The sequence below is a fragment of the Chryseobacterium sp. SSA4.19 genome (genome assembly GCF_022601875.1).
Classification (GTDB): Bacteria; Bacteroidota; Bacteroidia; order Flavobacteriales; family Weeksellaceae; genus Chryseobacterium.
On record NZ_JAKVIP010000033.1, the window covers coordinates 19,162 to 33,700 of the forward strand.

13 protein-coding genes are annotated in these 14,539 nt (G+C 36.6%); 6 read left to right on the top strand and 7 right to left on the bottom strand.

The features are described 5' to 3' along the window. Positions 1 to 66: 66 nt before the first annotated feature. Together MKJ01_RS17185 and ppk1 are read right to left on the bottom strand one after the other, a co-directional pair. Positions 67 to 951 (bottom strand): hypothetical protein, encoded by an 885-nt coding sequence (locus MKJ01_RS17185; RefSeq protein WP_241615435.1) that lies wholly within the window; start codon positions 949 to 951, stop codon positions 67 to 69. Further along, positions 948 to 3,020, bottom strand: coding sequence for a polyphosphate kinase 1 (gene ppk1 / locus MKJ01_RS17190; protein ID WP_241615433.1), 2,073 nt, complete (start codon positions 3,018 to 3,020; stop codon positions 948 to 950). The genes MKJ01_RS17185 and ppk1 overlap by 4 nt, the downstream gene beginning before the upstream one ends. 256 nt (positions 3,021 to 3,276) lie before the next feature. Between ppk1 and dnaK the strand changes: the two genes are divergently transcribed. Then, positions 3,277 to 5,178, top strand: a complete 1,902-nt coding sequence (gene dnaK / locus MKJ01_RS17195; RefSeq protein WP_241615431.1) for a molecular chaperone DnaK — start codon at positions 3,277 to 3,279, stop codon at positions 5,176 to 5,178. A 202-nt stretch (positions 5,179 to 5,380) separates the two neighbouring features. Here dnaK and MKJ01_RS17200 read toward each other — a convergent pair whose 3' ends face one another. After that, positions 5,381 to 5,653: a hypothetical protein gene (locus MKJ01_RS17200; protein ID WP_241615429.1), complete on the bottom strand. Its 273-nt coding sequence runs from the start codon at positions 5,651 to 5,653 to the stop codon at positions 5,381 to 5,383. Positions 5,654 to 6,023: 370 nt separating this feature from the next. Here MKJ01_RS17200 and MKJ01_RS17205 point away from each other — a divergent pair, with 370 nt between their 5' ends. After that, on the top strand, positions 6,024 to 6,662 hold the full coding sequence (locus tag MKJ01_RS17205; protein WP_241615428.1) for a hypothetical protein: 639 nt from the start codon (positions 6,024 to 6,026) through the stop codon (positions 6,660 to 6,662). Positions 6,663 to 6,784: 122 nt separating this feature from the next. Here MKJ01_RS17205 and MKJ01_RS17210 read toward each other — a convergent pair whose 3' ends face one another. The 3 genes from MKJ01_RS17210 to MKJ01_RS17215 are packed head-to-tail and all read right to left on the bottom strand — an operon-like array spanning position 6,785 to position 7,760. Beyond that, on the bottom strand, positions 6,785 to 7,183 hold the full coding sequence (locus tag MKJ01_RS17210; RefSeq protein ID WP_241615427.1) for a hypothetical protein: 399 nt from the start codon (positions 7,181 to 7,183) through the stop codon (positions 6,785 to 6,787). Positions 7,184 to 7,229: 46 nt separating this feature from the next. Next, entirely contained in the window at positions 7,230 to 7,361 is a 132-nt protein-coding gene (locus tag MKJ01_RS18875; protein ID WP_302850496.1) for a hypothetical protein, read from the bottom strand. A gap of 42 nt (positions 7,362 to 7,403) precedes the next feature. Beyond that, a complete protein-coding gene (locus tag MKJ01_RS17215) occupies positions 7,404 to 7,760 on the bottom strand; it encodes a hypothetical protein (RefSeq protein WP_241615426.1) in 357 nt (118 codons plus the stop codon). A 298-nt stretch (positions 7,761 to 8,058) separates the two neighbouring features. On the opposite strand from MKJ01_RS17215, the gene MKJ01_RS17220 reads away from it, so the two are divergent. The 4 genes from MKJ01_RS17220 (at position 8,059) to MKJ01_RS17235 (ending at position 13,200) form a co-directional block, all read left to right on the top strand. Continuing rightward, complete coding sequence (locus MKJ01_RS17220) at positions 8,059 to 9,072, top strand: nucleoid-associated protein (protein ID WP_241615425.1); 1,014 nt, start codon at positions 8,059 to 8,061, stop codon at positions 9,070 to 9,072. Between the two features lie 131 nt (positions 9,073 to 9,203). Then, positions 9,204 to 11,402, top strand: a complete 2,199-nt coding sequence (locus tag MKJ01_RS17225; RefSeq protein ID WP_241615424.1) for an ATP-binding protein — start codon at positions 9,204 to 9,206, stop codon at positions 11,400 to 11,402. A gap of 18 nt (positions 11,403 to 11,420) precedes the next feature. Then, positions 11,421 to 11,975: a biliverdin-producing heme oxygenase gene (locus MKJ01_RS17230; RefSeq protein WP_241615423.1), complete on the top strand. Its 555-nt coding sequence runs from the start codon at positions 11,421 to 11,423 to the stop codon at positions 11,973 to 11,975. Positions 11,976 to 12,273: 298 nt separating this feature from the next. Then, a complete protein-coding gene (locus tag MKJ01_RS17235; protein WP_241615422.1) occupies positions 12,274 to 13,200 on the top strand; it encodes a malate dehydrogenase in 927 nt (308 codons plus the stop codon). A 222-nt stretch (positions 13,201 to 13,422) separates the two neighbouring features. Here MKJ01_RS17235 and MKJ01_RS17240 read toward each other — a convergent pair whose 3' ends face one another. Continuing rightward, positions 13,423 to 14,385 carry an RDD family protein gene (locus MKJ01_RS17240; protein ID WP_241615421.1) on the bottom strand — a complete coding sequence of 321 codons (963 nt, stop codon included), beginning with the start codon at positions 14,383 to 14,385 and terminating at the stop codon, positions 13,423 to 13,425. Between the last annotated feature and the right edge of the window lie 154 nt (positions 14,386 to 14,539).

The window sequence follows — 14,539 nt, forward strand, 5'->3', positions numbered from 1 at the left end:
GAAAATTTTAATTAATTAAAAAAATAAGCCGATCAGAACGACCGGCTTGCGAATGGGGATATCAGATTATTTCTTATCCTGCAGCTGATTGTAGATGTTATGGATAAGCCCGTCTGCAACGGATATTTTAGGAACAAAAACCCTGTTGATTTCTGACCATGACATTACGTTGTTAAAAATTTTCAGGGCATGAACCAGTACATCCGCCCTGTCTTCACGAAGATTATATTTGGTCATCCTTTCATCAAGAGTAAGGTTATTCAGTTCTTTATGTACTTTTTTAAGGTGGGTAAGCGACATGGGTTTGCCGTCTTTGATCTTGCTCATAGAGAAGATCTTATTGATGTTTCCTCCTGATCCGATCGCAACGATAGGCTTTTTACTGTTGATATTCTTTCTGATCTCTTCCTTCATATCTTTCCAGTTATCAGGGGTTACCAGATCATTGAGTAAACGGATGGTTCCTATATTAAAGGATTTTTCGTAGATCATAGTGCCGTTTTCATAGAAGGTAAGTTCAGTGGAACCGCCGCCGACGTCAATGTATAAATAGGCAAATTCTTTATCAAGGCCTTCAGCCACATGATTTTCATAAATTAAAGTCGCTTCTTCGTCACCGGAGATGATTTCGATATCAATTCCCGAGGTGTTTTTTACCTCAGTAATGATGGCCTGTCCGTTTTCCGCATCACGCATGGCACTGGTAGCACAGGCTCTGTAATGTTCAACATGGTATATTTTCATCAGATCACTGAAAATCTTCATTGAATCGATGACCATTTTTTTTCTCTCTTCCCCGATTTTCCCTATAGTGAAAACATCCATTCCCAACCGTAAAGGAATTCTCAGAAGATTAAGTTTGATGAATTCCGGCTCTTTATTATTGACTTTTACTTCATTGATCAACAATCTGGCGGCATTGCTCCCTATGTCTATTGCTGCAATCCTCATTTCTTATTTGTTTTAGCTTTTAAATACCGGTATGTTTCAATCTGCGAGCGGCACTCTTCCTTATCATTGCTGACATACTGGTTGCTCAATTTTTTGTCTAAAATACGGGCTTTTACATTATCTTTCAACTGTATGTCGAGAATATCTTTTAATTCTTTCTTTAAATTTTTATCTGTAATTTTCACGGCGGCTTCAATTCTGTAATCCAGGTTTCTGGTCATCCAGTCTGCAGAGGAAATATACAGGTCTTCTGCTCCTTTGTTGTAGAAATACATCACCCTGGCATGTTCCAGATATTCATCAACAATGCTGATGGCTTTTATCTTCTCCTTAAATTCTTTTTGGTTGATGGCACAGTAAATCCCTCTTACCACCATTCTTATATTTACACCGGCTGTTGCAGCTTCATATAATTTTTCAATCAGTGCACGGTCGCTCACAGAATTGGCTTTGATAATCATTTCGGCATGTCTTCCCGCTTTGGCTTCCTCAATTTCCTTATCGATATAATGGACGATTTTTTCACGCATAAACTGTGGACAAACCAGCAGGTTTTTGCAGGTTTTCAAAACGGAAAGATAATCTTCTTTCGGCTTTTTAAGGACATTAAAGACTTTATTGATGTCTGCCATTATGCCACGGTCTGAAGTCATCACCAGATGATCTCCGTAAATCCGTGCTGTTTTTTCATTGAAATTTCCTGTGCTGATAAAGCCATACTGGATGGTTTTATTATGTGACCGTTTTTTAATAATACATAATTTAGCATGCACCTTTTTATTGGGAAGACCTATGAGAACTGTAATTCCTTCAGGTTCAAGCATTTCTTTCCACTCCAGATTGGATTCTTCATCAAATCTTGCCTGAAGCTCAAGCATTACGGTCACCTCTTTTCCGTTTCTTGCTGCGTAAATCAGGGCATTGATAATTTTTGAGCTGCTTGCCAGACGGTATGCTGTAATCTGGATGGATTTTACTTCCGGGTCCATGGCCGCTTCACGAAGCAGATCGATGACCGGATTGTATTTATGGTAAGGAAAACTCAGGAGAACATCGTTTTGTAAAATAACGTCGGTAACCCTCTCGCCATGTTCAAAAGCAGGGTGTGTAAAGGAGCTTCTTTCCGCCGGCCTCTCATATTTCTCGAAGACATCCGGGAAATCCATGAAATGTTTAAAATTATGAATTTTCCCTCCCGGGATGATGCTGTCTTTTTTTGTGAGGTTCAGCTTCCGGATAAGCATTTCAAGAAGTGCCTTGTCAATATCTTTATCAAAAACAAAACGGGTCGGTTTTCCTTTTCTGCGGTTTTTCAGTCCTTTTTCAATTTTTTCTGCAAAATTGGTCCTGATATCATTATCCAGTTCCAGCTCGGCATCTTTAGTAACCTTGAAAGCATTGGCAGAAAATTCATCGTATCCGAAATAAGAGAAAATATGCGGTAAGTTGAAGGTAATGACATCCTCCAGCAGCATGACATTTTTTTCTTCCGGATCTTCTGCAGGAAGCAGGACAAACCGCCCGACAAACCTTGACGGAATTTCTATAATAGCATAATTACTGGAATACAGCCATTCTTTTTTTCTCATCGCCACACCCAGGTAAAGGCTTTTGTCCCTCATATAAGGCATAGGTGTATTTTCATGGAGAAGGATAGGGATCACATTGGATTCCACTACTTCATCAAAATACCTTCTGACAAATTCTTTCTGCTTTGCATTCAGGTTTTTTGATGTTTTAATGAACACTTTATGTTCAGCCATTTCTACCTGGATCTTTTTCCAGGTCTTGTCAAAATTCTGCTGATGCGTCATGACAATGTCATTGATCTTCTGAAGGATTTTTGAAGGGGGCTGGTAAAATGATTCCGCAATTACTTTTTCTTTAAAATCCATAGCACGCTTTAATCCTGCTACCCGTACGCGGAAAAATTCATCCAGGTTATTTGAGAAGATTCCTAAAAACCGTATTCTCAGATGTAAAGGGACCTTTTCGTCCATGGCCTCCTGCAGAACCCTTTCATTAAAGGCAAGCCATGTAATATCTCTCGGATTAAAGTGTAATGACATTCGTAGTTTTTATATTTTATCAAAAATAATCATTCAACCTGTTCCCATCTCTATTTTTCAGGTTAAACTTTAATTAATTCTTCAGAAGTTTCGGCAGTTTAGACTGTCGTTAATGATAGTCGTGAGACATTTTTTAGGTGTGATTTATTTTTTAATCCTTTAGATTGTGTCATTTTGTCATAAAATTTTGAATGGTATAAATATTGAGAAATTGAGAGTGTAAAATAAATTTTAAAACAGAAAAAATAAAAATATTATGAGTAAAATAATTGGAATTGACTTAGGGACAACCAACTCTTGTGTTGCTGTAATGGAGGGTAAAGACCCTGTTGTAATCCCTAACGCAGAAGGTAAAAGAACAACACCTTCTATCGTAGCATTTACAGAAGACGGTGAAAGAAAGGTTGGAGATCCTGCCAAAAGACAGGCGGTTACCAACCCGAAGAAAACGGTATACTCGATCAAGAGATTTATCGGGACACACTTTAAAGAAGATGCGAAAGAAATTTCAAGAGTACCTTATGAAGTGGTTTCAGGACCTAACGATACGGTAAAAGTAAAAATCGACGACAGAGAATATACACCACAGGAAATTTCTGCCATGACACTTCAGAAAATGAAGAAAACGGCTGAAGATTACCTTGGCCAGGAAGTAACAAGAGCGGTAATTACGGTTCCTGCTTATTTCAACGATGCGCAAAGACAAGCGACTAAAGAAGCAGGCGAAATCGCAGGTCTTAAAGTAGAAAGGATCATTAACGAACCAACTGCTGCTGCATTAGCATATGGTTTGGATAAAAGCCATAAAGATCAGAAAATTGCTGTTTATGACCTTGGTGGAGGTACTTTCGATATTTCAATCCTTGATTTGGGAGACGGTGTATTCGAAGTATTGTCTACGAACGGAGATACACACTTAGGAGGTGATGACTTTGATGATGTGATCATCAACTGGATGGCAGATGAATTCAAAGCTGAAGAAGGAGTAGATTTAAAATCTGATGCCATTGCTCTTCAAAGGTTAAAAGAAGCAGCTGAAAAAGCTAAGATCGAGTTGTCTTCTTCTCCTCAGACTGAAATTAACCTTCCTTATATTACTGCGACTGCTACAGGTCCTAAACACTTGGTAAAAACTTTAACGAAAGCTAAATTTGAGCAGTTATCTGCAGACTTGGTAAGAAGATCCATGGATCCTGTTGCCAAAGCTTTAAAAGATGCAGGTTTGTCAACTTCTGATATCGATGAGGTAATCCTGGTAGGAGGTTCTACAAGAATCCCGATCATTCAGGAAGAAGTGGAAAAATTCTTCGGTAAAAAACCGTCTAAAGGAGTTAACCCTGATGAGGTTGTAGCTATTGGTGCAGCGATCCAGGGAGGTGTATTGACCGGTGATGTGAAAGACGTATTGCTTCTTGATGTAACGCCACTTTCTTTAGGAATAGAAACCATGGGTTCTGTTTTCACTAAATTAATTGAAGCGAACACAACAATTCCGACTAAAAAATCTGAAGTGTTCTCTACAGCTTCTGACAACCAGCCGGCTGTAAGCATCAGAGTAGGACAGGGGGAAAGACCTATGTTCAATGATAATAAGGAAATCGGCAGATTTGACCTTGCTGATATCCCACCGGCACCAAGAGGAGTTCCTCAGATCGAAGTAACTTTCGATATTGATGCGAACGGTATCCTGAATGTTTCTGCTAAAGATAAAGGAACAGGTAAAGAACAGACGATTAAAATTCAGGCATCTTCAGGTCTTTCTGACGAAGAAATCGAAAGAATGAAAAAAGAAGCTCAGGAAAACTCTGCCGCCGATGCCAAGAAAAAAGAAGAAGTTGAAATCTTCAACAAAGCGGACGGATTGATCTTCCAGACTGAAAAGCAATTGAAAGAGTTTGGTGATAAATTATCTGCTGATAAAAAAGCAGCGATCGAATCAGCTCATTCAGAATTGAAAACCGCTTTCGAAGCGAAAAACGGAGAAGATGTAAAAGCGAAGACCGAAGCTTTGGATGCAGCATGGATGGCCGCTTCAGAAGAGTTATATGCAGCAGGACAACAGCCGGGTGCTGATGCAGCAGGTACTCAGAATCCTGGAGGAAACAATGCAGGAGGTGCAGAGGATGTACAGGATGCAGATTTCGAAGAGGTCAAATAATTATTCATTAAATACTATTAATAAAACATATAAAACCGCTATAAACATTGTTTGTAGCGGTTTTTGTTTTGTATAGTGCTTTACCATCTTATACTTTTTAATCCTTTAATCCATCATTCGCAAAATAAGTACAATCCCTACAGAAGCAATGAAACAAAAACCGGAAGCAATTTCCGGTTCTATTTTATTATTGAATATTAGATTACGCTGGTTTTTTCTTCACCAAGTTGATGACAGATACCAAAGTAAGAACACCGCCCAGGCCCAGTAAAAACAGCGCTGCAGAACTCCCGCCGATCTCGCTTCGGTTGTTTGCAGAAATTTGTTTGGCAGCTTCCTCCGCACTGGTTGCCGTTGTGGCAATTTCTATATTTTTCTGATTAACCGAGTCACCATCTCCCTGAAAATAAAGATAGCCGCCTATAGCTAAAGCAATTATACCAATGATCAATAATACCTGAGATTTGTTTTTCATTATATGATTATTAAAGTTGATGTAAATTACTAAAAATTTTAGTGACATTTCTAATTGTATAGATTTTCTGGAATGATCACCTGTAAATGCCCATCAATTTCACTGAATCAGTCATTCAGAAGAATTTTTATTTCATTTTCTATTGTACGGAACCGACTTAATGGATATACACTTTATTTTCAATCAATCTGCTGTTCAATTGCTTAGGAGTTTTGATAATTCTATTATGAATTTTTTACCAAGTTATATGAAACCGTTACCGATTTACGCAAAATGAAAATAAGCAGGCAGAACTGATCATCAGAAATCCCTGGGCGCCAGCGAGGGAATTTTTTTGTAACCGAAAATAGTAATATATTTGGCCTTTACTATGGACAATCCGATTTTAGAAGAATTAAGAAAAGCAGCGATTAATTTTAAGATAGAACCTGCAGGCACTGCCGGAAACGCTGCTTCAGTAAGTGATGTGATCAGGGTGTTTTCAGGGATTCAGGAATCATTCAGAAATTTTATAAAAATCGAGATAAAAAAATCGGCTGAATTTAAAAATGAAATAGGAAGCAATAAAAATCTCATCAATCAGGTAATCGCTGAAATGGACCTTTTAATCGTTGATGCCAAATTCAGTTACCAGTCATCTGTTGTACCGGACATAGCACAAAACTTAAGCCTATTTAAAAATAACACCTTATCGTGGAAGTCCCGGAAATTTAAAGAGTACAAAGACAGGATTATTTATTCTGACATTAATGACATCAACAATCTTTATTCACTCAGTAAAAAATACACTATTAAAGAAAGAGAACTTATATTTACGCCTTTGTTTAATGCTTCCGGAAACGGAAAAGATTATAAAGTAAGAGTTTGGGAGCAGGACCGGGAAAAAATAAATCTTATCAAACCTAAAAAGCTGTATGAGACTTATTTTAAATCCAATAAAACAAAACCTGTACATAAAGCCGAAAGGATCTCAGAGGTTGTACAAAAGCCCGTTAAGGAAAAAGAATAAGATTATTTATTCATTCTTATTTAAATAAGAATAAACTACCTGTTAATTGTTTATACATATATCGCCGGACTTTTGCCCGGCGATATATGTATTAAAGTATTATTCTTTTATTATTCTTTAATTTATTTCTTTTTAAACATGATTTCATCAAGTTTATTCTGGTTAAGGTGAATTTGCTGAAATTCTACGGACATGTCCTCATAGATAAGTTTCCAGTTCTGGATTTTGGTCAGCTTCTTAAAGCTTTCTAAAGAACGTATAAAAATGTTCTCAATCATCACTTTTACATAGGAATTTCCATTTCTGTAAATCCAGTCCATCAGTTTAATGTGATGTCCTATGATGTTTAATTTCGCTTCATGTAAAAGTTGTTTCAGGTAATTGATGGTGGCCTGCATTATGCCTGCAAAATTATCCTGTACGGACAATTGATCAATTTCATTGCGGATCGGCGGATAGAAAAATTTTAAATACTCAACAGCTATTGTTTGATTAATAGTTTGCATCGGTGCATTCATCATGTAATATTTTTCAGATGTCTCTTAATATATCCAAAACTATACCAATTCATAAGCATGCAGCAAAAATAAATACTCCGGCTATAACAGCGATATGGGCTGCCCATATCTTAATCTGCGCTGTGGAATTCGACTCTTCCCACTGTTTCCAGTCATATTCCCTTCTGATTTTTTTTCTCATAATTTTTAATGATGTAATGAAACGGTTTAATAATGTAATGAACTAAATGGTATGGCTGTAAATCTGCTTTGCGTAAACTTTCTGTAATTCCTGCGAAAGATGACCGAAAATAAGAGTCCGGTATTCTTTGTTACAAAAAGCGGTACAGTTGTCCAGTGAATAAATAAAAGAATTTTCAATAGCATTTCTCATTCTGGTATCGCCTTTTCTATAGATTTCATTCATTTTTTTAAGGCATCTGAATAAACGGGTTTTATCATTCTGCCGGATCATGTTCTTTATTTTATCTGTAAAGATTTCAATAACGGGATAACAATTCTGTGCTTTTACTTCTTTAAGTTCATCCGTAATCTCCGGGATGATCACTGTAATTTCCTGGGTCGCTTGTAAATAATTCATATGACTAATGATTAGGTTATAAAATTATGATGTATGCACGAAAGCATGAGCAGTGTATCTATTCTGGCTACTGCTTACCTGCATCTCTGCTATATGTGCTGACAATCATAATGCCAAGTGGTAGGTGCTCTGTTATTTTTTTTTGTTTTAAATAACTATAAATCAAATAATTATAATTATTTATTATTAAGCTGTATGAGAATCAGAGCAGTTCAAAATGATAAGATGCTTATCAGAATGAAATTCTATTGATTGTGTGATTTAATTAATATCTTTGCACTCCAAAATATTCAGGAGCATGTTTTCAAAAATCATAGTACACAGAGTAGGAAATAAAATTAATGGAGAATCTTTGATACTTTCTCAGGAAGAGTTGCAACTGGAAGAAGGGATGGCAGAGCTGCTTGAAAATTATTTTTTAGGTTCTTTCAAATCTGAAGAAACTTTCCATTTTTACAGTGATTCTTATCTGGTAAATAATCCGGTGTACAGCTCCGTATCCGAGATTTTTGATGACAAAGCCAAATTCCTCTGGGAATCTGAAAATATCGCAAAACATCTTTTTGAAGCTGCTGAAAATCCCAGGGTTCAGGGCGGAGAACTTTTCATTGCTTATTTTGAAGACGAAAGGGAAGGTACTGAAAGAGTAGATAAAATCGGGATTTTTAAAACAGAAAAAAGAGAATCTTTCCTGAAAATTTCTCCTCAGGAAGACAATTTCGATATAGAAAAAGATCAGGGAATCGGTTTGTCCAAGATCGATAAAGCTGCTTTGATTTATAATAATGATAAAGAAACCGGATATGTGCTTTCTGTGGTTGATAACAATAAGAACGGAGACATGTATTATTGGTTTGAAGATTTTTTAAAGGTAAAACAGCGAGACGATGAATATTTCCATACCCAGGAGGCTTTGATGGTGTATAAAGATTACATCACCAAGCAATTGCCTCAGGAATTTGAGGTTTCCAAAGCAGACCAGGCTGACTTCCTGAATAAATCAATTAATTTCTTCAAAGAAAAAGAAGAATTCAAGCTGGATGATTTTGCCAGCGAAGTTTTAGGGGACGAGCATGTAATCGAAAGTTTTGTTAATTTCAAAACAGACTACGAACAGGATATGCAAATTAATATTGCGGAAGAGTTCCCGATCAGCGAAGCAGCAGTTAAAAAAACGCAGCGTCACTTTAAGAGCATTATTAAATTAGATAAGAATTTCCATATTTATATTCATGGAGACCGGCAGAAGCTGGCCCAGGGAGAAGATGAAAAAGGGAAATATTATATGCTCTATTTTGAAAAAGAAGTTTAATAACAGTAATTTATAAGAGTAAGTAACTAATATTCATATATATAAAGCAGGTTTTTTTGTGGTATGTGTTTGCCGGTAAAAAATATCTTGTGTGTGAAAAAAATGTTATATTTGATTGATCAAAGTATTATATGAATTTTGTAGAGTGTCATGAAGAGCCCATCCATATTCCGGGCTACATACAAAGTTTTGGCTATCTGATTGGCATCGATGCAGAGTCTCATTCCATCACTTTTTTTAGTAAGAATATAGAGGATATATTTAATATCGAAAGTACTGAACAGCTTTTCGACAGGAAGCTAACTGATTTTTCCGGTATTTTTAAAAGCATAACAGGATCTGATCTCTATAATTCGCTTCCCGATTTTACAAAAAGAGAAAACGAAACTTATTTCGACAAAATTTTTATTGACGGAAAGGAATACCACCTGTCTGCCTTCAGGAGTAAAGGCAATATTTTTCTTGAGCTTGAAAAGGTTTTGGTCAATCCGAACAAAAGGATTTCCAATAAATATGATAATTTCTACATCATTGATGATGAACAGGAAATCTGGAACCAGCTTCTGAATACTTTATCAAGAATCGTAAATTATGACCGGATGATGGTGTACAAATTTATGATGGACGGATCAGGAAAAGTTGTGGCGGAAAAAACCAATAACAATCTGGAAAGTTATCTCGGACTTCATTATCCCGAATCAGATATCCCGATTCAGGCCAGAGAACTTTACCTGAAAAAAAGAAAAAGGATTTTCAGCAACGTACATACGGAAACTGTTCCTATTTTAAGCAAATCAAAAGAAAATCTGGATCTTACTTACAGTGCTTCACGCGGCATGTCGCCAATTCATGGCCAGTATATTAAAAATTCAGGGGCTTCATCCAGTTTCAGCGTCTCTATCATTATTGATGATCATCTTTGGGGATTGGTAACCTGCCAGAATTCCGAACCTAAGCATATCGATCTTGAAGACCGTGTACAGGCAGGAATTTTTACGGCTCTGGCTTCCAATGCCTATTCATCCTTCCGGTCAAAAAATGAATTGAATTACCGCCTGGAACTTAATGAAAGAGCATTGAGATTAAAAGCTGAATTTCTAAAGAACAACAGTTTATTCGATTCGCTGACTGAAAATAAATCTGAAATTAAAAATTTCCTTGAAGCGGACGGTCTGGCCGTTGTTGCCGAAGAGAAAATGGTTACTGAAGGAAGTACGCCTGATATGAAAACAATCCGGGCCATTATTCAGTGGGCACATGAGAATACGGATGATGATATTTACCTGAGCAGAAACTTTCTGAAGAATCACGGCAAAGAGCTGGTCCTTGATGAAAAATCCGCAGGTGTTGTGATTTATTTTATTGACAGAAGTAAAAATAATGTGCTGATCTGGTTCCGTAAAGAATTTGATGAGCATATCAACTGGGCCGGGAACCCGGAGAAGAAAATTGATGTTATTTATAAGGATGGAGAAGAAATGAAGGTGGTTTCTCCAAGAACTTCTTTTCAGCTGTTTACCGAAAATATCAAAGGAATTTCAAGAAGATGGGATTCCAGAAATATCGTTGCCCTGCAGTCAATACGCGATCTTATCTTAGAAACATCACATAAAAATTATATTACAATCAAAAGGCTCAATGATGAGCTTAAAAAAGTAAATGAAGAACTGGACAGTTTTTCCTATACGATTTCCCATGACCTGGGAACACCTTTAACGGTAATGAAACTCAACGCCCAGATGCTTTTGAAAACCCTTACCGATACTTCTGAAAAAAGCAGAAACAAGATCAATTCCATCATTGAGGAAATCGACAGCATGGCTGAAATGATGAATGATGTTTTACAGCTCAGCCGGGCAAAGCATAGTGAAATTCAGCTGGAAAGCCTGGAAACCCAGCGTATCATTGAGAAGATCTGTGAGAATGCTAAGATCACTTTCGGCAGTCCGCAAAGTGAGATCATTATCAAAGCATGTCCTAAAGTTCTTGCTGATAAAACCATGCTGCATCAGGCATTTTTAAATATCATTAATAATGCAATCAAATATTCTTCCCAACAGGAAAATCCTAAAATTGAGATTGAAGGAACAGAAGAAGGCGATAGCGTAACTTACAGGATTTCGGATAACGGAATCGGAATTCCTGAAGAGAATAAGCATAGGATGTTTAAGATTTTTAACCGTATGGATAATGCCAAAAAGTTCAAAGGAAACGGCGTCGGTCTTTCTATCGTTCACCGCATTATGAAAAGAATCGGAGGAGAAGTGAGCTATGAAAGCAGCAAAGAAGGAACTTGCTTTATTTTAGTATTTAAAAAGCCTTACCTTTGAGGAATATTGTAAATCTTTATGACGGTAACTGAATATCTGAAACAGCATACGGCGGAATATCACGATGCTGCTGAACAACTTTTTAACTCAGCAAAAATTTTCAATAAAACATTTACGCTTGAAGATTATAAAAAGATCATCAGCACAAATTATGTAATGCTTCTTCATGCCGAAGCTAATATCTTCAGCAGTCTCCATGACAATTTCTCCGAAAAGCTCCAGCTGAACGCCAGAAAAAAACTTGCGTTAATTGAAAAAGATATGGCAGACCTCGCCTTGAATAACCGGACGGCCTTCCATGCCCTTGAATTTGCCAATGAAAACGAAGCGCTGGGCGCCATGTATGTGATCGAAGGCTCCACTCTGGGTGGAAATGTTATTGCCAAACAGCTTTCTAAAACTGACGGGTTTGATAACATCACCTTTAATTTCTTCGGATGCTATCATGAAAATACAGGGCCGATGTGGAAAGATTTCAAAGAAGTTCTGGATACCGAAGTGAGTGAAGAAAACTATAATGAAGTGCTGGCAGGTGCTAAAAAATTATATACATTTTTATTGAATGTCAATTAATCATTGAATTACATAGCATTTACCTGAAAACTTATAATATATTTAAAAGAGCATCATTCTGATCAAAATACTTCAAACATTTATCTGAAATTCAAATTATGTTGGTTGCGTTTATGTAGAATTCTATAGCTTACTTGAAATAAATATAAATAAGTCATAATTAAAATTCCTGAAAGATTGCCCAATTTTTCAGGAATTGTTAAATTTGGGCGTTTCCAATTTAAAATTAGAAAATAATTCAACATGGAACTGAGCGGTTCCGTGATGACGCATTAATAAACAATAAAAAGTATACATTATGAAAGTAACCGTAGTAGGTGCAGGCGCTGTAGGAGCAAGCTGTGCAGAATACATCGCTATGAAAAACTTCTGTTCGGAAGTGGTTTTGGTAGATATTAAAGAAGGTTTTGCAGAAGGGAAGGCCATGGATTTGATGCAGACTGCGTCATTGAACGGGTTTGATACGAAAATTACCGGGACAACAGGAGATTACAGCAAAACTGCAGGTTCGCACGTAGCGGTGATCACTTCGGGCATCCCGAGAAAACCGGGAATGACCAGAGAGGAACTGATCGGCATCAATGCCGGAATTGTAAAAGAAGTAACAGAAAACCTGGTAAAACATTCTCCGGAAGTAATTATCATCGTAGTTTCTAATCCTATGGATACCATGGCTTATCTGGTACACAAAACTTCAGGCCTTCCTAAGCATAAAATCATCGGTATGGGTGGTGCTTTGGATTCTGCAAGATTCAAGTACAGATTGGCTGAAGCATTAGAAGCTCCAATCTCCGATGTAGACGGGATGGTTATCGCTGCTCACAGTGATACCGGAATGCTTCCTCTGTTAAGCAAAGCTACAAGAAACGGTGTTCCTGTTACGGAGTTCCTTGATGACGAAAAACAGAAATACGTAATCGAAGAAACTAAAGTTGGAGGTGCTACTTTAACTAAACTATTAGGAACTTCTGCCTGGTATGCTCCGGGAGCAGCAGTTTCCGTGATGGTTCAGGCTATCGCTTGCGACCAGAAGAAAATGATCCCTTGTTCTTTGATGCTCGAAGGTGAATACGGGCAAAATGATATCTGTCTCGGTGTTCCTGCCATCATCGGGAAAAACGGAGTAGAGCAGATTGTTAACATTACCCTTACGGCTGAAGAGCAATTGAAATTTGCCGAAGCAGCACACGCAGTAAGAGAAGTGAATGGAGATTTGAAGTTTTAATATTTCAAACTTTATATAAATGGAATCCGCGCCCAAAGGGCGCGGATTTATTATATAGTTCCAAAATTCTTCAAGAATTTTGATTTTCTTCGATGGACAACGATCTATAAAGTTTTCATTCCAATTTTTTGTAATTTTCATAAAGTCTTTGCCAATAAATTTTTTCTGACTCAGTTTTTATCAATATAATATTCCGATATCCGAACGAAGTATTCTGTTTAATTATTTATTATATATTCTTTTCCACTCATGAATGGTTTTGGAATGTGAATAGGAAAAAAACTGTTTGGCAATACCGATGTCAAATCCTGAATTTATAACAATGGTTAAGATCTCATTATCAGAATCATAAACATTGCTGTTAATAAATGTTTCTACAGCTTTTCTAATTTCTGGAGTATTGATGTTATTTCCTGTATTTTTGTCATTTTTTAAATTCCTGTCTACTTTGATCGATATAATATAAAGATACTTGGTGTCTGAATTATCTGAGAATGGATTGGTATTCATGCTTACCGTCGCATCTGAAATATGATCCTGTTTTAAAATATCTTCATATACGGGAACCAGTTTTTTTATTTCTGAGTTACTACTGCTCAAACCATAAATTGAAGTGATGATTACCAGTAAAAACACTCCGCCTGTAATATAGAATGAGCGCTTTTTTATTGCGGGCATGAAAGAAATTGTACTGCTTCTAACTTCCTGAACAACATAAGTTTTTGCAACAATATCATGGAGGGACTGTCTTGTTTCTTTATTGAAAATATAGAATATAATAATTCCAGTACCTACTGTAAAAATGATTATCCCCTGAATAACTGTAATCACTGAAAATAAATGAGAACCCGGAATTTTAAACCCGTTCAGGAAAAAAGGTGTCGTATAAACCAATGCTCTGATGAAAGAAGTCTTTAGGCTGACCGTATTTCCAGTAATGTCCGTGACCTGTATATGCATTAATTTCTTACCCAAAGTCTGACCGTTGTGAATATTAGAATTTAAGATTGAAAAATAAGACAGTGAAATAAACCATCCGATTAATTTTGCATTTTCTCCCAGAGAAATAAAGAAGTTCTTAAAAATCACACCCAATATAAATCCAACGATCCCAAGGACAAAAGAGTCAATTAAGAGAGCTCCGATTCTCGTCCAGAATTTGGATAATAATAAATTGTTTTCCATAGTTTTTATTAATTTTTATTAGCCTTTTGAAGATGGCAAAATTAATAAAAGCTTTTGATGATGGGAACAATAATCTTTTGACACTCTCCCACAAAGTGTGTAAGTTAAAAAGTCAGGGCTTAGATTTTATAATCTGAGCCTTTCTTCAAAAATA